Consider the following 17,239-nt stretch of genomic DNA (forward strand, 5'->3'; position numbering starts at 1 on the left):
TAGGGCGAGGTGCAGCGGTGGATAAGGCATTGGACCGGGTCAGTAGGCTGTACCCATGACGGTAGGAACGACGACCGAGCCGGATATCCGCGAGGTGGTGCACGAGGCCGCACGCAAGGCTCGGGTCGCGTCGCGTGTGCTGGCGCAGCTGACCACGGCGCAGAAGAACGAGGCCTTGCACGCCGCCGCCGACGCCCTGCTGGCCGCGGCCGACGCGGTGCTCGACGCCAACGGCGAGGACGTCCGCGCGGCGCAAGCGGCGAACGTCGAGGAGTCGCTGATCGACCGGTTGCGGCTGACCAAGTCCCGGATCGACGGCATCGCCTCCGGCCTGCGCCAGGTGGCCACGCTGCCCGACCCGATCGGTGCGGTCGTGCGCGGCTCGGTGCTGCCGAACGGCCTGGAAACCCGCCAGGTCCGGGTGCCGCTCGGGGTCATCGGCATGGTCTACGAGGCCAGGCCGAACGTCACCGTCGACGCGTTCGGGCTCACCTTGAAGTCCGGCAACGCCGTGCTGCTGCGCGGCTCCTCCTCGGCCGCGAACTCCAATGCCGCACTGGTCGCGGTGCTGCGGGAATCCCTTGTCGCGCAGGGTCTTCCGGCCGACGCGGGGCAGCTGCTGCCCAGCGCGGACCGATCCAGCGTCACCCACCTGATCCAGGCCCGCGGCCTGGTCGACGTGGTCATCCCGCGCGGTGGCGCCGGCCTGATCAGCGCCGTCGTCCGCGACGCCACCGTGCCGACCATCGAGACCGGCACCGGCAACTGCCACGTCTACGTGCACGCGGCCGCCGATCTGGACATGGCCGAGCAGATCCTGATCAATGCCAAGACCCGCCGTCCCAGCGTCTGCAACGCCGCCGAGACGGTGCTCATCGATGACGCGATCGCCACCGTCGCGGTGCCCAGGCTGATCGAGGCGCTGGAACGGCACGGCGTCACCGTGCACGGCGACCTGCCCGGCCTGGTGCCGGCGAACGACAAGGACTGGGGCGAGGAGTACCTCACCCTCGACATCGCGCTCAAGGTGGTCGACGGCCTGGACGCCGCCATCGAACACATCAACACCTGGGGCACCGGGCACACCGAGGCCATCGTGACCGGTGAGCTGGCCGCGGCCCGCGAATTCACCGGCCGGGTCGACGCCGCGGCCGTCATGGTGAATGCTTCAACCGCGTTCACCGACGGTGAGCAATTCGGCTTCGGCGCCGAGATCGGCATTTCCACGCAGAAGCTGCACGCCCGCGGACCCATGGCGCTACCGGAGCTGACCTCCACCAAGTGGATCGTGTGGGGCGACGGCCAGATCCGGCCGGTATAGGTATAGGGGAGCGAGCGTCGCTCGTTCCCAAGGAAGGACTGCACGTGGCCCCCACCTCCGAGACGACCCAGGAGCCGATCTTCAGCTCGGTCGACGATGTGATCGATCAGCTGGCGACCACCGGCTACCTCGCCGACAAGGCCACCGCCACCTCGGTGTTCCTGGCCGACCGGCTCGGCAAGCCGCTGCTCATCGAGGGTCCGGCCGGAGTCGGCAAGACCGAGCTGGCCAGGGCGGTCGCGCAGACCTCCGGCGCCGAGCTGGTCCGGTTGCAGTGCTACGAGGGTGTCGACGAGGCCCGCGCGCTCTACGAGTGGAACCACGCCAAGCAGATCCTGCGTATTCAGGCCTCCAGCGGCCGCGATACGTCGAAGAGTGACTGGGAAGAAACGAAAGCCGACGTCTTCACCGAGGAATTCCTGCTCTCCCGCCCGCTGCTGACCGCGATCCGGCGCAGCGATCCGACGGTGCTGCTGATCGACGAGACGGACAAGGCCGACGTCGAGATCGAGGGCCTGCTGCTCGAGGTGCTCAGCGATTTCGCGGTGACCGTGCCCGAGCTGGGCACCATCGTCGCCACCCGCAAGCCCTTCGTGGTGCTGACCTCCAATGCCACCCGCGAGCTGTCCGAGGCGCTCAAGCGGCGCTGCCTCTACCTGCACCTGGACTTCCCGGACGAGGACCTCGAGCGGCGCATCCTGGCCAGCCGGGTGCCGGAGCTGTCCGCCGCGGTGGCGGCCCAGCTGGTGCGGATCGTGCACGTGTTGCGCGGCATGCAGCTGAAGAAGCTGCCGTCGGTGGCCGAGTCGATCGACTGGGGTCGCACGCTGCTCGCGCTCGGCATGCACGATCTGGACGACTCGGCGGTGCGAGCCACGCTCGGCGTCGTGCTCAAGCATCAGAGCGATCACCAGCGCGCGCTGGCCGAGCTGAAGCTGGCCTGAACCGATGTCCGCGCGATCGCAGCCCGCACCCGATGCGGAACTGACCGCGCCGCACGGGCTGCCCGGTCATCTCGTCGGATTCGTCGAAGCGCTGCGGGAGCGCGGGATTCCGGTGGGCCCCTCGGAGACCGTGGACGCGGGCCGGGTGGTGACCGTGCTCGATCTGCTCGATCGGGATGTGTTGCGCGAGGGGCTGGCCTGTTCGCTGCTGCGCCGGACGACGCATCGCGCGACGTTCGACCGGCTCTTCGATCTGTGGTTCCCGATCGCGATCGGGGAGCGCAGCGGCGCCCGCGACGAGGTCGAGATTCCGCGGACGCCGACCGGTGAGGTGGACATCGCGGCGCTGCGGGAAATGCTGGCGGAGATGTTGGCCCAGGAGGCGGGCGACCCGCGGCTGGATGCGCTGGCCGCGCAGTTGGTCGAGCAGCTCGGGCAGTATCAGTCCGCGAACGGATCGTCGTTCTCGGCCTATCAAGCGTTGAAAGATGTTCAGCCGCAGACCTTGCTGGCCAAGATCCTGGCCGGACTGGCGGCCGGGCCGGATGCCAGTGCGTTCGACACCGAGATCGCCCGGCGGGCCGCGCGCGGACGGATCGACGCGTTCCGCGCCGCCGTGGAGGCGGAGACGCGGCGGCGGGTGGCCGAACGGATCGGGCGCGAGCGGGTCGCCAGCTACGGTGTGCCGCGCCAATCCGAGGACGTGGACTTCCTGCGCGCGTCGGAATCCGAGCTGGTCGAGATGCGCCGCAGCACCCAGCGACTCGCGCGCATTCTCGCTTCGCGACTCGCGGTGCGGCGCAGGCATTCTCGGCGCGGGGAGATCGATCTGCGCAAGACGCTGCGTAAGTCGATGTCGACCGGTGGGGTACCCATCGACCTGGTGAACCGCAAGCCGCGACCCGGCCGGCCGGAGCTGGTGCTGCTGTGCGACGTGTCCGGCTCGGTGGCCGGGTTCAGCAACTTCACCCTGCTGTTGGTCAGCGCGTTGCGCGAACAGTTCTCCCGGGTACGGATTTTCGCGTTCGTCGATCAGACCGACGAGGTAACCCAGTTCTTCGATCCGCGCACGCAGCTGGACAAGGCGATGAACCGGATCTTCACCGAGGCCAGGGTCGTCGGGATGGACGGGCACTCCGACTACGGCAACGCACTGGCCGGATTCGCCAGGGACTTCCCGGATGCCGTGACCGCGCGCAGCTCGCTGCTGATCCTCGGCGACGCGCGCACCAATTACCGTGACCCCGAACTGGAGACGCTGCGCGGGCTGGTCCGCACCGCCAAGCACGCGCACTGGCTCAACCCGGAGATGCAAACCAACTGGGGTTCCGGCGATTCCGCCGCGGACAAGTACCGGCAGGTGATCGAGATGCACGAATGCCGCTCGGCCAACCAGCTGACGGCCGTCGTATCGATGCTGCTGCCGGTGTGAGGAGCTGACGTGGATTACCCGCGACTGCTGAAGTACTGCCTGGCGAAACCCGGTGCCCGGGAGGACGAGCCGTGGGAGGGCGATGTGGTCGCGAAGGTCGGCGACAAGATCTTCGCCTTTCTCGGCGAAACCTCGGTCGGCCTCAAGTGCGGCCGGACCAGGGAGGAAGCCGACGAGCTGACCCAGGTCTACCCGGACGACGTGTCGCCCTCGGCGTATATCGGGCGATACGGGTGGAATGTGATCCGGCTCGACGGCGCGGTGCCGGACGATGAGTTGCGGGAACTCGTCGATCAGTCCTATGCGGCGATTGTCGCCAAGCTACCGAAATCCAAGCGGCCGAGTGCCTAGCAAGCGCATCATCAGCGTTCGTTAAGCGAACCATTGGGCGATGCCGCAAGGATTGCCCACCATGGTGGAGAGAACGCCCAACGGTGCGGCGGCGGTGGAGGACAGCTTTACGTTCCAGGTGGATCTGCGGGGGATCGTCGACTTACTCTCCCACCACCTGTATTCCAGCCCACGGGTGTATCTGCGCGAGTTATTGCAGAACGCGGTCGACGCCGTCACGGCGCGGGCGCAGCGAGATCGGTTGGCGCCTACCGCGATTCGGATCGTCATCGACGAGACCGGCCTGCGGATCAGCGACCCGGGGGTGGGGCTGACCGAGGCGGACGTGCATCGGTTCCTGGCGACCATCGGCCGCTCGTCCAAGCGGGACGACATCGAGGGGGCGCGGCGAGAATTCCTCGGGCAGTTCGGTATCGGGCTGCTTGCCTGCTTCACCGTGGCCGAGCGGATCCGCGTGGTCACCCGGTCCGCCGACGATCGGGCGGCCGCGCCGGTCGAATGGCTGGCCGCCGCGGACGGCACCTACTCGGTGCGGCTGCTGCAGCCGGAGGAGTACCCGGAGCCCGGCACCACGGTGCACCTGACCCCTCGGGTCGGTGCGGAGTCGTGGTTCGGGCCGCGCCGGGTGATCGAGCTCGCCCGCGAATACGGTTCATTGCTGCCCTACGCCGTGACGGTCGAATCCGACGGTCTCATCGTGCCGGTCACCGACGGCCCGCCCGTGTGGCACCGCGACTATCCCTCCGCCCTGGAACGTCGCGAGGCGCTGCTCGAATTCGGCGAGCGCACACTGGGATTCGATCCGCTCGACGTCATCGACCTGGACGCGGACCTGGCCGGGGTGAGCGGCGTCGCGTATGTGCTCGCCCAGCCTGGCAATCCGGCCGAGAGCAGCGCGCACCGGGTGTACCTGAAGGGCATGCTGCTCGGCGACGCCGTGCGCGGGCTGCTGCCGGACTGGGCGTTCTTCGTGCGCTGCGTGATCGACACGGACTCGTTGCGGCCCACCGCCTCGCGCGAGGGGCTCTACGAGGACGAGCGGCTCGCCATCATCCGCGAGGTGCTCGGCGACCGGGTCCGCGACTGGCTCACCGAGATCGCCGCCGAGCAGCCGCAGCGACTGGCCGCGTTCCTCGCCGTGCACTCGCTCGGGGTCAAGGCGATGTCCACCCATTCACCGGACCTGTTCCGGATCATGCTGCCGCACTTGAGCTTCGAGACCACCGATGGCCGGGTGTCGCTGACCGAGTTCGCGCGTAAACACCCGGTCATCCGGGTGACCTCGTCGGTCGAAGAGTTCCGTCAGGTGGCGTCGACCGCGTCGGCGCAGGGGATCGGCATCGTCAACGGCGGCTATGCCTACGACCGGGAACTGGTGGCGTCGCTGCCGCGGCTGCTGCCCGGCGTCGAGGTGATCGATCTCGACACCGACGCCATCACGGCCGCACTGGATCCGGTCGACCCGGCCGAGGAGCTGGCGTTGACGCCGGTGCTGTCCATCGCCCGTGCGGTGCTGGATCCGCTGTCCTGTGACGTGATCGTGCGTGCGTTCCACCCGGTGTCGGTGCCCGCGCTGTATCTGGACGGACGCGGCGCGCGCAATGAACGCACCAGGGCCGAAACCGCACTCGGCGCCGGCGAACTCTGGAGTGAGATACTCGGTGCGCTCGACGCCGCCGCGCCGCGCGCGCAGCTCGTGCTGAACTACCACAGCCCGGTCGTGCGCAGGCTCGCCCGCATCGGCGACCCGGACTTCCTCGGGACGGCCGTCGAATCGCTGTACGGGCAGGCCCTGCTGATGACCCACCGACCGCTGCGCGCCGCCGACACCGCGCTGCTCAACCGTGCCTTCGGCGAATTCCTCAGCTGGGCGACGCAGCGCGCCGCGGGCACCGGCGAAGAGACGGAGTGAACGTGGACACCGCCGAGATCAATGAGGCGTTGGCGCAGGCCTATTCGTTGCCGCACGGACGACTACGCGTCGAGCGGCTGGAACTGCTTGCCGCCGCGGCGAAGTCGGAATCCGACCGGCATCTGGAAGGCCGGGTGCTGCTGGAGCTGGCCGAGTCGTATACCTATGCGAGTGAACGTGATCTGGCGCCGGTCGCCTACGGCAGGCTGCTGCGGATCTACGACGAGCACCCGGTCGAACTCGGTCCGCTGACGCATTCGGTGCACTGGTATCTCAAGTGGATGACCTGGGGGTTGATCGATAATCCCGCGATACCGGTGTCGACGGTCTACCGCTGGTTCGACGAGCTCGAAAACCGTTACCGGCAGCGAGGTTACAGCCTGCGGCCGGTGCTCGCGCTGCGCGGGGAGTTGGCGCGGAAGCTGGGGGACGCCGAGGAGGGGGCGCGGTTGCACGAAGCGGCGCAGGCGGCGCCGCGCGACGGGATGTCGGACTGCGACGCGTGTGAGCGCAACGAATGGGGGACCGGCAGAGCGGCGTTGGGGGATGACGCCGGCGCGCTCGCGCACTGGCAGGCCGTCATCGATGGTGACCGCACCTGTGCGGAAGAGCCGCATCGGGTGCTCGGGCAAGCGCTGCTTCCGTTGATGCGGACCGGTCGTATCGCCGACGCGCGTGGGGCGCATCTGACCGGATACCCGCTGGTCCGGCACAACGACAGCCTGCGCCCCTCGGTCGCGTTGCACATCGAGTTCTGCGCGCTGACCGGCAACGAGGGCCGTGGGCTCGAGATACTGGCCGAACACGCACGCTGGCTGACCGACCCGGGCGCCGACGCCGGCGCCCGTCTCGCGTTCCTCACCGGCGTCTGCGTGCTGTTGCGCAGACTGGTGACACTCGGCCTCGGCTACGTACAGGTGGCGGGTGGAACCGTCGATTCCCTACTGGCAGAACTCGATACGGAGATCGCCGGTCTGTGCGCTCGGTACGACCTCCGCAACGGAAATTCCGCGGTCAGCACGTTCGTCGCGACCCGCCTCGCGAGACAGCCACTGCTGGAACGCCTTCCGCTCGGTCTGCGGAGCCGGCTGCCGGAGGGGAAGGGCGCGCCGACCGCGTGCGATGGTGTGGCAGACGTATCGGCCGCCAACGGTTCGACCTCGGTGGACGGTGGCAATACAGCTCCTGGGGATAGCTCCGCTCCCGGCGCGGCGGGCGGTGCCGCCGATGGAGTTGCGTCGGGTTCTTCGGCGACAACTGGCGAACCTCGCTCGGGCGGTACGACTTCCTTGGACGTTGTGATTTCTGCCGGGGATGCCGCCGCGCGTACGGGCGAAACCTCTACGTCGGCCGGCGACGTCGCTCCAGCGAACGATGCAGCTCTCTCCGGTGGCGTCTCGATCGGGCCCGATGCGTTTACCGGCGACGGGTTCTCGACCGGTGGTGCTGGTTCGGATGGCAGCGCCGATGCTGTGGATGCGCCTATCTCTTCGGGTGGTTCGGGCTCAACCAGTGGCGCTGACCCTAAGCGCGGTGCCGTACCCGGGGAACCGGTTTCTGCCAGTGGTTCGGTGTCCCCTAGGCGTGCGGCTTCCACCGATGCTCCTGGTAAAGGCGTTGACGCGCTGGCCGGCGGAACAAGGCCGGTGGTTCCCGCAGAGGGGACCAGCTCAGGCGGTGTTACCCCGACCGACGGCACTAGCACTGAGGGCGGCGCGGCGGCTGCTGGTGGCTCGGATTCTCCGGGGGGTGTGGATACTTCCGCTGCGAGCGTCGGCGTGCTGGCAGGTGGAACACGTTTTGCCGGAGGTGTAGCTCCGGTGGAAGCGGCCGGCTCGACAGGCGGTGCCAATCCTGTGGGAAACGCGCGCTCGACGGGCGGTGCCGCGCCAACAGATGGTGCCACTGCGGGCGGCGCGGTTTCGGGTGTCGGGGCTGCTCTGGCGGGTGGGTCTGGCGGTGTGGCCTCGGGGGAGGGGGCTGTGCTTGCGGGTGGTTTCATTCCGGCGGGTGGCTCGGGTTCTGCTGGTGGGAGCCCTTCGGTAGGTGGCGCGGCAACATTTAGCGGCGCAGGTCGGCTGGGCAGTGGCGCTCGAACAGGTGAGGGCGTTGCGATGGCGGGTTTCGCTGCCGACGTAGGTGTCGGTTCATCGGGCGGGGCGGTGCTCACCACTGGCGTTGTTCGGCCGCCGGCCGCGTTCCCCGAGGAATGGCCCGACGGTGTGGTCTCCGACGATGAACGTCTGGCGGAGGTGCAGCGGCTGGCCGAGGTCGGTGCCGCTCGGCTGGCGGATGCCCCGGAGCAGGCCGAGGCTCGGCTGCGGGAGGCGTTGACGGTCGGGACAGGCATCTTGCCCGCGGAGCATCTGGCGCGGCTCAGTTCGCAGCTGGTCATCGCGATTTCCGGGCAACCGGATCGCGAGCTCGATCTGGCCGACGCGGCGGTGCGTGCCGCGGCCAGGTGGGAGGGGGTGTCGGAGCCGGATCTGCTGCACCACACCGTGATCGCGGCGCGCGCGTTCCATCGCGGCCGGCGGCACGGCGAGGCGGCGGCACTGTTCGAAGAGGCGTTGGCGGCGGACGGAATTCCTTATCCGCCCGCCGAACTCGCCGCTGTCCGGGGTGAATTCGGTGACTCGTTGAACGCGCTGCACCGATACCACGACGCTGCCCGGCAGTTCGCCGAGGCGGCCCAGTTGATCGAGCACGATCCCGACCGGCGCGGACCGCATGCCGAACTCGCCCTGTCGGCGGCCATCGCGCTCGAGTACTGCGATCAGGACGCGGCAGCGGTGGCGGCGTATCAGCGGGCCGCCGAACTGTTCGGTGCGCTCGGGAACGTGGTGTCGCGTGCCCGCTGCGTACGGTCGGCCGCCTGGCTCCAGCTGTGGGGCCCGGACGTCGCGCCCGGCCGCCCATGGCTCAGCGCGATGCGATCGTTGATCACCGAGCTGATCGAGAGCGGCTCACCGACCGTCGAGGTCTCCGAGGAACTCGCTCAGACCCGCAGGGAACTGGGCGAGATGCTGGACGCGGAGGACGGGTACGGACTGGCCGGGGAGTAGCCGGGCGGCGGGCGTGCGCGCGGTCGAGCGCGCCCGCGGCCACGACCTGATCCACCGACCACATCCCGGCTTGCCGCTCCTGGCCGTGCGAACCCGACCCGTTAAGCTCGGCACTCATGCAAGAGACAGGTCGGCGCGGCCGCAAACTGGGCGTGATGGGCGGCACCTTCGACCCCATCCACCACGGTCACCTGGTCGCCGCCAGCGAGGTCGCGAATCGGTTCGCGCTCGATGAAGTGATCTTCGTTCCCACCGGTCAGCCCTGGCAGAAGGCCGATAAACAGGTCAGCCCGGCGGAGGATCGCTACCTCATGACCGTGATCGCGACCGCCTCCAACCCCAGCTTCTCGGTCAGCCGCGCGGACATCGACCGGGAAAAGGTCACCTACACCGTCGACACGCTGCGGGAGATGCGCGACCGGCATCCGGACGCCGAGCTGTACTTCATCACCGGAGCGGATGCGCTGGCCAACATCCTGACATGGCAGGATTGGGCCGAACTGTTCGAACTGGCGAGGTTTGTCGGGGTGAGCCGTCCGGGGTACGAGCTGAATACCGATCATCTCGAGGAACATCTGCGCGATCTTCCGGCCGATGCGGTGACCATGGTCGAAATCCCGGCGCTGGCGATCTCGTCGAGCGAATGCCGTCGCCGCGCCGCCGAGAACCGGCCGGTGTGGTACCTCGTCCCCGATGGCGTGGTGCAGTACATATCCAAGCGGCACCTCTATGTGCCCGCAGGAGCGGAAGGTAGCTGAGTGAGCGAGCGTAGCGGGGGGCAAGCATGAGTGCATCGGTAGAGGCAGTCGAGATGGCGCAGGTTGCGGCCAGGGCGGCGGATGAGAAGCTGGCGCTCGACGTGGTGGTGCTCGACGTGTCCGAGCAGCTGGTGATCACCGACTGCTTCGTGATCGCCTCGGCGCCGAACGAGCGCCAGGTCAATGCCATCGTCGACAACATCGAGGACAAGCTGCGCGACGCCGGGCACAAGCCGGTCCGGCGCGAGGGCACCCGCGAGGGGCGCTGGGCGCTGCTCGACTACGTCGACGTCGTGGTGCACGTCCAGCACAACGACGAGCGCAACTTCTACGCGCTGGAGCGGTTGTGGAAGGACTGTCCGGTCGTGCCGGTCGACGGCATCGGCGGGCCGGACGCGCGGGTCGCGGCGGTGAACGGCGACGCGGAGAGCGACACCGAGTGAACGAGCGATTCATCGGCGAGCCGAGCTTCGGAAAGGCGCGGCCGTGAGCAAGTACGCCCACGTGCGCAACCTGATCCTGTTGCGCCACGGGCAGACCGAGTGGAACGCCGCCGACCGGATGCAGGGGCAGATCGACACCGATCTCACCGAGCTCGGCCGTCGGCAGGCTAAAGAGGCTGCGCGCGAACTCGTTTCGCGTAACGCGATCGCCATCATCTCCTCGGATCTGCGCCGCGCCTTCGAAACCGCCTCCGCGCTGGCCGATCACACGTCACTCGAGGTGGTGCCCGATCCGCGGCTGCGCGAAACCGATCTCGGCGACTGGGAGGGGCTGACCCATCTCGAGGTCGACGCCGACTACCCCGGCGCGCGCCAGGCCTGGCGGCTCGACGCCACCTACCGGCCGCCCAACGGGGAGAGCAAACTCGAGGTCGGCGCGCGATCGCTGCCGGTGGTGCAAGAACTGCTCGTCGAGCGGCAGGACTGGCCCGGCCGGACTATCATCCTGGTGGCGCACGGCGGGCTGATCGCCGGCCTCACGGCCGCGCTGCTCGACCTGCCTCCAGCGAACTGGCCCGTCCTCGGCGGACTGGCCAACACCAGCTGGGTGCAGCTCAGCAGTCACGGTCCGAGCATCGACCAGCCCGGCTGGCGCCTTGACGTGTGGAACGCATCGGCGAAGGTGGCCCCGGATGTCCTCTGAAGATCCGATTCGGCAGGTGCCGGACGAGCTGTTCCGGAAGGCCTCGGCCAAACCGGAACGCTCCATCCCGGACGCGCTGTTCGGCCCGCCCCCGGCACCCCCGGCGGCGGAGCCTGAAACTGCTGAGTCGGGGTCGAGGGAGGAAGAGGCGCCGGCGGAACCCGAGGGTTCCGTGCCCGCCAGTTCGGTCGACCCTCCTCCCGATGAATCGGGCGGTGTCGCAGCGGGTTCCGTCGACGGTGTGCGCGATCGAGCGGCTGCGGTGATTGTTTCGGCTGATCCGGGTGCCGGGTCGGCCGAAGTCGTCGAATCCGCTGTTGGCGTTGCGTCTGCGTCGGTTGTGGGCGAATCCGATTCCGCGGCGGCTGGTTTCGGTGCTTCGGCCGCCGAACCCGTTGCCGCTGCTGCGCCGTCCGCTCCTGCTGTCGGCGAGACGTCTGCTGCCGCCGCCGGTTCTGCCGCACCCCACGATTCCACCGGGATTGCAGGCGGCTCCGCGGCTGGGGTGTCTGGGCGGAGTGCGACCACCGCCGTTGATGCGGATGGTGAATCTGCTGTCGGCGTTGGCTCTCCGTCGGTTGCCCGGCCCGTGCTGCTGGTGATCGCGGATTCGCTGTCCTACTTCGGGCCCGAAGGCGGGTTGCCCGCGGATCATCCGCGGATCTGGCCGAACCTGGTTGGGGCCGAGCTGGATTGGGACGTCGAGCTGGTCGGGCGGATCGGCTGGACCTGCCGGGATGCCTACTGGGCGTTGATCGGTGACCCCCGGGTGTGGGCGGCGGTGCCGCGCGCCGGCGCTGTCGTGTTCGCGGTGGGCGGCATGGATTCGCTGCCCTCCCCGCTGCCGACCGCGCTGCGTGAGCTGATCCGCTACGTGCGTCCGCCTGCCCTGCGCCGCGGCGTCCGCGCCACCTACACCTGGTTGCAGCCCAAGCTGTCGAAACTCGGCCGCCCCGTGGCACTTCCGCCGAAGGTCAGCGTGGACTACCTGGAGCAGTCGCGGGAAGCGTTGGCGCACTTGCGACCCGATCTGCCGTTCGTCGCGGTCCTGCCGTCCGTGCACGACTGCGCGGCCTACGGGCGCGTGCATTCCGGACGTGAGCCCGCGGTACAGGCACTGCGCGCGTGGTCAGCGCGTACCTCGGTGCCGCTGGTCGACCTCGGTGAAGCCGTGCGCGACAACATCTTCTCCGGCGACGCGAACCCCGACGGCATCCACTGGGGCTGGGCCGGACACACAGCTGTGGCCAATGCGATGGTGAAGGCCCTGCAGGAGGTTCGGTAGTCCGTGGCCGTCGTGGTCGTGACAGATTCGTCCGCCAGCCTCCCTGCCGAACTCGCCACCGAGCTCGATATCGCTGTCGTACCCCTGCACGTCCTGATCGGTGACCGTGCGATCCGCGAAGGCGTCGATCCGGTCGACATCGATTACAGCTCCGACACAGTGACCACCTCGGCGTCATCGCCCGGCGAGCTACGCGCCGTCTACGAGGCGGCATGGGCGCGCAGCGGCGGCGATGGTGTTGTCGCGGTGCATATTTCGCGCCAGCTCTCCGGCACCTGGGAAGCGGGCAGGCAAGCCGTCCGCGACATGGACGCCGCCGACCGGGTGCGCCTGGTCGATTCCCTCGGCGCGGGCCTCGCCACCGGGTTCCCGGTCCTGGCCGCCGCGCGCCGGGCGGCTTCCGGTGCGTCCCTGGACGTCGTCTACGACACCGCGGTGTCCGCCGCAGGCCGAGCCCGCACCTTCATCCTGGTGAACCGCACCGAGCAACTACGCCGAGGCGGCCGATTGAGTTCCGCCGCAGCCTTTTTCGGCAGCGATCTGGTCACCAAACCACTACTCCACATCGTGGCGGGCCGCCTCGAGCTCCGCGAAAAAGTCCGCACCCGCTCCAAGGCCTTCGCGAAACTCGTCGCCGCGGCGGTAGACGCGGCCGGCGAGGACGGCGCCGCCGTAGCCGTCCAACACCTCGGCGCCGAAGAAGCCGCCCAAACCGTCGCCGCCCAACTCCGCGAACTCATCCCCGGCATCCGCGAATTGATCATCGCCGAATTCGGCCCCGCCCTGGGCGTCCACCTAGGTCTGGGCGCCGTAGGCGTCCTAGTCCTCCCCGGCGGCTGCGCCTAACCCCGCACAGAACCTCACCAACTCAGCCCGCGCCGCCCCCTGCCCCGTTCGACGCTCCTCTACACGGCGAGCGAGACCAGACTGAGCCAATTGTCGACTAGCACTACCGCCATGTCCCGTCGGGTGCCTATCCCAACGTCGAGCGGGACCTTGCCGAGCCAAATGCCGAGTAATGCCCCGGCCATGTCCCGTTGGGTGTCTGCTGCTTCGGCGAGTGGGACTTGGCTGAGCTGAACGTCGGCTAATGCTGTGGTCATGTCCCGTTGGGTGCCTGCTGCTTCGGTGAGTGGGACGTGGTTGAGTCGAGTGTCGGCTAATGCTGTGGTGGTGTCCCGTTGGGTGTCTGCTGGTTCGGTGAGTGGGACGTGGTTGAGCCGAGTGTCGGCTAATGCTGTGGTGGTGTCCCGTTGGGTGTCTGCTGGTTCGGCGAGTGGGACGTGGTCGAGCCGAATGTCGGCCAATGCTGTGGTGGTGTCCCGTTGGGTGTCTGCTGGTTCGGCGAGTGGGACGTGGCTGAGTCGAGTGTCGGCCAATGCTGTGGTCATGTCCCGTTGGGTGCCGATTGCTACGCGAGTGGGACTTGGTTGAGCCGAGTGTCGGCTAATGCTGTGGTCATGTCCCGTTGGGTGCCGATTGCTACGCGAGTGGGACTTGGTTGAGCCGAGTGTCGACTAATGCTGTGGTCATGTCCCGTTGGGTGCCGATTGCTACGCGAGTGGGACTTGGTTGAGTGAAAGGTCAGGTGATGGCTCGGTGGTGTGCCGTTCGATGGGTGTGTACTCGGTGAGTGGGACGTGGCTGCGGTGATGCGTGGGAAGTGGCTCTCGGTGTGGCCCGCTCAGGGAGGAAGTCCGGCCGGCGTCGGCGAGTCGGACCGGCTGCGTTGATCGGGGCATGGCCAGCGCCGAACGCGAGAGGCGCCACGACCATGCCCCCTTCGGCGCTCGTTCCCGCATCGAGTGGGACGTGGGTGAGTGAAATGTCGAGTGGCGCCGTTGTCATGTCCCGTTGGGTGGTTATCTGAACCGTGAGGGGGACGGGGCTGAGGCGAAGGTCAGGGGTTGATGCCGGGGGTGGCATTTGGCGAGTGTCTGCTCGGTGGGTGTTCGGCGGGGTTGATGATCGGGCGGCGTCTCGAGATGGGGAGCTAGCTGAGTGCGGACAATAATCGGGGTGAGTGGAAGGGGTGTGTGGGGTGGGGGTGGTGGTTAGCGTGGCCGGGTGACGGGTTCTGCGGGGCAGTCGGTTCGGTCGGCGTTGCGGGTGGCGGTAGTTGAGTGGGGGCATCCGGACGCGGAGGTCTTGCGGGCGGAGATGGCGGCGGAGGTGGGGCCGCGATATGCGTATCTGGCGGAGACGTTGCGGGTGAATCCGAATGCGGTCGATCCGGATACAGTGCATCGGACTTTTGTCGTGTATTCGGGGGAGCCGGTCGGGCATGCCGCGGTGCGCTGGAACGCGGGTGAGTTGGAGCTCAAACGGATGTTCGTGCGACCGGGTCATCGAGGGTCCGGTGTCGCACCGCTGCTGCTGGCCGCGGCGGAAGATGCTGCGCGCGAACAAGGTCTACCGCGGTTGATCTTGCAGACCGGTCATCTGCAACCGGAGGCCGTGCGGTTCTACGAGCGCAGTGGATACCACCGGATCCCCATCTTCCCGCCCTACGAGGTTCTGCCGCTGTCGAATTGCTACGCCAGGGAACTGTCCGATCAGCAAGTCGCGGAGTCGGATTGACGCAGGGTTCGGGCGCCGATGCGAACCGCGTCCCAGTCTGTGTCGGGTCGACGCGTCTGCGCCAGCGCCAGCCAGCGCGCTCGATCCGCGTGCTCGTGCAGCAATAGGTCGAGATCGATCTCGATACCCGCGGGCGGACCGGATGCTTCGAACTCACGGACCCGATCGCTCATCGCGGACATCAGCGATCGATCGAATTCGACTACGGCTGTGCGGAATTCGTCGGTAGACACGCTGACGCTGCCGGAGGAGGGACCGGTGAACTCGATTTCGCTCTCCGGATCTATCGGGTAACGCCAAGCGACAGTGACGGAATCGGAGTCGCCGTCGACCGTTCGCCACCACCGGATGTGCGGCCCGAACCACAGGTACCCGGTGTCGAGCGTGCGGTCGCCGTACCAGGTCGACGCGGCGTCGACCTCGGGTGTGTCCGCCCACGACCAGTTCGTCGATTCGGCGCCGACGAAGCCGATCAGGTCGCCCGGCGCCGGTTCCAGTGCGCCGGGTAGCAACGTGAGTACGTCCTCCCAGAGCCGGGCCACGTAATACTCGACATAGCAGTCGTGCGGCATCTCCCGGTGTCCGGCTTGGGACCGGAGCAGGTCGGTTGTGCGCTCGGAAAAGCGCAGTAGCTCATGGTCGCCGAGATCGATGTAGTACCAACCCTCGGTGAGCGCGAACCAGTGCAGAGTCCGGTACTGATCTCCCCACGGTCCGACTCGGTCCAGCGGCGACAAGCCGAAGCGGAATCGGATCACCGGGCAAGTTTTGCACCTCGGCGCCCGCCACGCCCGACGATCGATCCGCGCGCGTCGGCGAGTTGTCCACACCCGGGCGGTTGTCAACAGATGAGCCGAATTGCCTGGTCGCTCGGGATCTTTCGGCGCGGTCGGGGGCTAGCGTCGCCCTCATGTCACGACAGGACGAACGTGAGCGGATTCAGCGACGGCTCGGCGCACTGACGAGCCGCGTCGGTGCCAGCCGGACGGGGATCGCGGGCGCGGGCGAAGCTTCGCGTCCCCTCGGTGGTCGTCGGGCGCAACTCGGTGCGCTACCCACGCCGGGCGGATTGGGCGAACCGGCACGTAACCGGTGGAAAGGGACCGATATGCATTCGGTGTACGGGCGAGCACCGGTGGGTCTGGGGCGGGGTGCGGGCGGGCGGTCGGCTGCCTGGGGTGGTGGCAAGACAGCGGTATTACCCGAAAAATCAATGTGGACTGAGGAAACGGTCTTCCCGGCACGGAGTGGGTCCTCGAGGGCTGCCGCTCGGAATGCGGCTCGGCGCTCGGTTGAGTCGGATGAGAGTGCGGGGTTCCCCGCAGGCACGGAGGTACGGGTACGCGATGAGTTGCCGGTGGACGGCGTGCCCGATGTGGACCAGTCGGTGGATGGCGTGCCGGATGCGGACGAGCGACGGGGTGAAGCGAGTCCGGACTTGGAATCGGTGGATGCCGAGTCGTCAGAAGGACGGCGGTTGGGCCAGGCAGGCTGGGGTGCGAACGGGGTGTCCCGGCGGGTGGGGCGGTTTGATCTTGCCGAGCTGAATGCCGGTGCCGCGCGTTCCGCACGCGCGGGGCGGTGGGATCTCGCGGAGCTGCCGGCTGAGCCGGACGATGATGACGACGACTTCGGCGAGGTGCGCTCACCCGGCTGGCTGGACGAGCCTGATTCGGCTCGAGGATGGCGGAATCGCCTTGTGCCGGAGCGTTTTCGAGGCGCTCGGCTCGATCCCGGCCGCCGCGGCATCTGCACGCTGCTGGCGCTCGGTGTGGTGGCGATGGTGATTGCCGCCGTCGTCATATTTCAGGAGCGACCCGTTGCCCGCCCGGTGCCGCCGGTGCCCGCCGTACGCACCACCACGGCCCCCGTCGTCGCGCGCGTGGCGGGTGCGGAACCGCCGAGCGCGGCCGGATCGCCTGTGGCCGAGCCGGTTCCGGGCGAAACGAATATGGCGGCAGGCGCCGAATTGGTCGTCAGCGTCGTCGGCTTGGTGCACCGCACCGGATTGGTACGGCTCCCCGCCGGATCACGCGTCGCCGATGCCCTGACCGCGGCGGGCGGTGCCCAGGACGGCGCCGACCTCGCCGGTCTCAACCTGGCCCAGCGATTGACCGATGGCGACCAGGTCCTCGTAGGTCCACCCGGTCCCAACCCAGGTCCACCGAAACTCGGCAGCACCACAATCAACGCAGGCGGCCGGCCCTCGACCTCGCCATCCGGATCCGCCAACCCGCCAACCACTTCCGGCCGCGTCGATCTCAACACCGCAACCGAATCCGAGTTGGAAGCCCTGCCCGGCATCGGTCCCGTAATGGCCAAAGCCATCATCACCTGGCGCACCGCCCACGGCCGCTTCACCGACGTAACCCAACTCGGCCAAGTAGACGGCATCGGCCCCGCTCGCCTCGCCCGCCTGCGTGAGCTGGTGAAGGTATGAGGTCG

15 protein-coding genes are annotated in these 17,239 nt (G+C 68.3%); 13 read left to right on the top strand and 2 right to left on the bottom strand.

Translation table 11 applies throughout. The features are described 5' to 3' along the window. The first annotated feature begins 55 nt into the window (after positions 1-55). From ACFQ9K_RS22060 to ACFQ9K_RS22110, 11 genes are all read left to right on the top strand, one after another. Positions 56-1,321, top strand: a complete 1,266-nt coding sequence (locus ACFQ9K_RS22060) for a glutamate-5-semialdehyde dehydrogenase (RefSeq protein WP_378724194.1) — start codon at positions 56-58, stop codon at positions 1,319-1,321. Between the two features lie 44 nt (positions 1,322-1,365). Further along, on the top strand, positions 1,366-2,265 hold the full coding sequence (locus ACFQ9K_RS22065) for an AAA family ATPase (RefSeq protein ID WP_378724191.1): 900 nt from the start codon (positions 1,366-1,368) through the stop codon (positions 2,263-2,265). Positions 2,266-2,269: 4 nt separating this feature from the next. Continuing rightward, positions 2,270-3,697: a VWA domain-containing protein gene (locus ACFQ9K_RS22070; protein WP_378724189.1), complete on the top strand. Its 1,428-nt coding sequence runs from the start codon at positions 2,270-2,272 to the stop codon at positions 3,695-3,697. A gap of 9 nt (positions 3,698-3,706) precedes the next feature. Continuing rightward, a complete protein-coding gene (locus ACFQ9K_RS22075; RefSeq protein ID WP_378724187.1) occupies positions 3,707-4,048 on the top strand; it encodes an MmcQ/YjbR family DNA-binding protein in 342 nt (113 codons plus the stop codon). A gap of 61 nt (positions 4,049-4,109) precedes the next feature. Further along, positions 4,110-5,960: an HSP90 family protein gene (locus ACFQ9K_RS22080; protein ID WP_378724185.1), complete on the top strand. Its 1,851-nt coding sequence runs from the start codon at positions 4,110-4,112 to the stop codon at positions 5,958-5,960. Positions 5,961-5,962: 2 nt separating this feature from the next. After that, a complete protein-coding gene (locus tag ACFQ9K_RS22085; RefSeq protein WP_378983484.1) occupies positions 5,963-9,025 on the top strand; it encodes a hypothetical protein in 3,063 nt (1,020 codons plus the stop codon). A gap of 116 nt (positions 9,026-9,141) precedes the next feature. After that, positions 9,142-9,783, top strand: a complete 642-nt coding sequence (gene nadD / locus ACFQ9K_RS22090; protein WP_150403063.1) for a nicotinate-nucleotide adenylyltransferase — start codon at positions 9,142-9,144, stop codon at positions 9,781-9,783. 26 nt (positions 9,784-9,809) lie between these two features. After that, complete coding sequence (gene rsfS / locus ACFQ9K_RS22095) at positions 9,810-10,226, top strand: ribosome silencing factor (RefSeq protein ID WP_150403062.1); 417 nt, start codon at positions 9,810-9,812, stop codon at positions 10,224-10,226. A 43-nt stretch (positions 10,227-10,269) separates the two neighbouring features. Then, on the top strand, positions 10,270-10,929 hold the full coding sequence (locus tag ACFQ9K_RS22100) for a histidine phosphatase family protein (RefSeq protein WP_378724180.1): 660 nt from the start codon (positions 10,270-10,272) through the stop codon (positions 10,927-10,929). A 598-nt stretch (positions 10,930-11,527) separates the two neighbouring features. Then, complete coding sequence (gene octT / locus ACFQ9K_RS22105) at positions 11,528-12,214, top strand: diglucosylglycerate octanoyltransferase (protein ID WP_378718888.1); 687 nt, start codon at positions 11,528-11,530, stop codon at positions 12,212-12,214. 3 nt (positions 12,215-12,217) lie between these two features. Beyond that, on the top strand, positions 12,218-13,060 hold the full coding sequence (locus ACFQ9K_RS22110) for a DegV family protein (RefSeq protein WP_378718885.1): 843 nt from the start codon (positions 12,218-12,220) through the stop codon (positions 13,058-13,060). 59 nt (positions 13,061-13,119) lie between these two features. Here ACFQ9K_RS22110 and ACFQ9K_RS22115 read toward each other — a convergent pair whose 3' ends face one another. Next, positions 13,120-13,605 (bottom strand): hypothetical protein, encoded by a 486-nt coding sequence (locus ACFQ9K_RS22115; RefSeq protein WP_378718883.1) that lies wholly within the window; start codon positions 13,603-13,605, stop codon positions 13,120-13,122. Between the two features lie 676 nt (positions 13,606-14,281). Here ACFQ9K_RS22115 and ACFQ9K_RS22120 point away from each other — a divergent pair. After that, positions 14,282-14,794 carry a GNAT family N-acetyltransferase gene (locus ACFQ9K_RS22120; protein ID WP_378718882.1) on the top strand — a complete coding sequence of 171 codons (513 nt, stop codon included), beginning with the start codon at positions 14,282-14,284 and terminating at the stop codon, positions 14,792-14,794. On the opposite strand, the gene ACFQ9K_RS22125 is transcribed toward ACFQ9K_RS22120, so the two are convergent. Continuing rightward, complete coding sequence (locus ACFQ9K_RS22125; protein WP_378718880.1) at positions 14,770-15,552, bottom strand: DUF5984 family protein; 783 nt, start codon at positions 15,550-15,552, stop codon at positions 14,770-14,772. The two genes, ACFQ9K_RS22120 and ACFQ9K_RS22125, sit on opposite strands and share 25 nt — an antisense overlap. A gap of 350 nt (positions 15,553-15,902) precedes the next feature. On the opposite strand from ACFQ9K_RS22125, the gene ACFQ9K_RS22130 reads away from it, so the two are divergent. After that, positions 15,903-17,234 (top strand): helix-hairpin-helix domain-containing protein, encoded by a 1,332-nt coding sequence (locus ACFQ9K_RS22130; protein ID WP_378983487.1) that lies wholly within the window; start codon positions 15,903-15,905, stop codon positions 17,232-17,234. Positions 17,235-17,239 lie beyond the last annotated feature (5 nt).

This window comes from Nocardia sp. NPDC056564 (genome assembly GCF_042793755.1).
GTDB lineage: Bacteria > Actinomycetota > Actinomycetes > Mycobacteriales > Mycobacteriaceae > Nocardia.

Coding starts and splice junctions, on each gene's coding strand:
- ACFQ9K_RS22060 (WP_378724194.1), top strand. CDS start 56: ATGACGGTAGGAACGACGACCGAGCCGGATATCCGCGAGGTGGTGCAC.
- ACFQ9K_RS22070 (WP_378724189.1), top strand. CDS start 2,270: ATGTCCGCGCGATCGCAGCCCGCACCCGATGCGGAACTGACCGCGCCG.
- ACFQ9K_RS22080 (WP_378724185.1), top strand. CDS start 4,110: ATGGTGGAGAGAACGCCCAACGGTGCGGCGGCGGTGGAGGACAGCTTT.
- nadD (WP_150403063.1), top strand. CDS start 9,142: ATGCAAGAGACAGGTCGGCGCGGCCGCAAACTGGGCGTGATGGGCGGC.
- rsfS (WP_150403062.1), top strand. CDS start 9,810: ATGAGTGCATCGGTAGAGGCAGTCGAGATGGCGCAGGTTGCGGCCAGG.
- ACFQ9K_RS22115 (WP_378718883.1), bottom strand. CDS start 13,605: ATGACCACAGCATTGGCCGACACTCGACTCAGCCACGTCCCACTCGCC.
- ACFQ9K_RS22130 (WP_378983487.1), top strand. CDS start 15,903: ATGCATTCGGTGTACGGGCGAGCACCGGTGGGTCTGGGGCGGGGTGCG.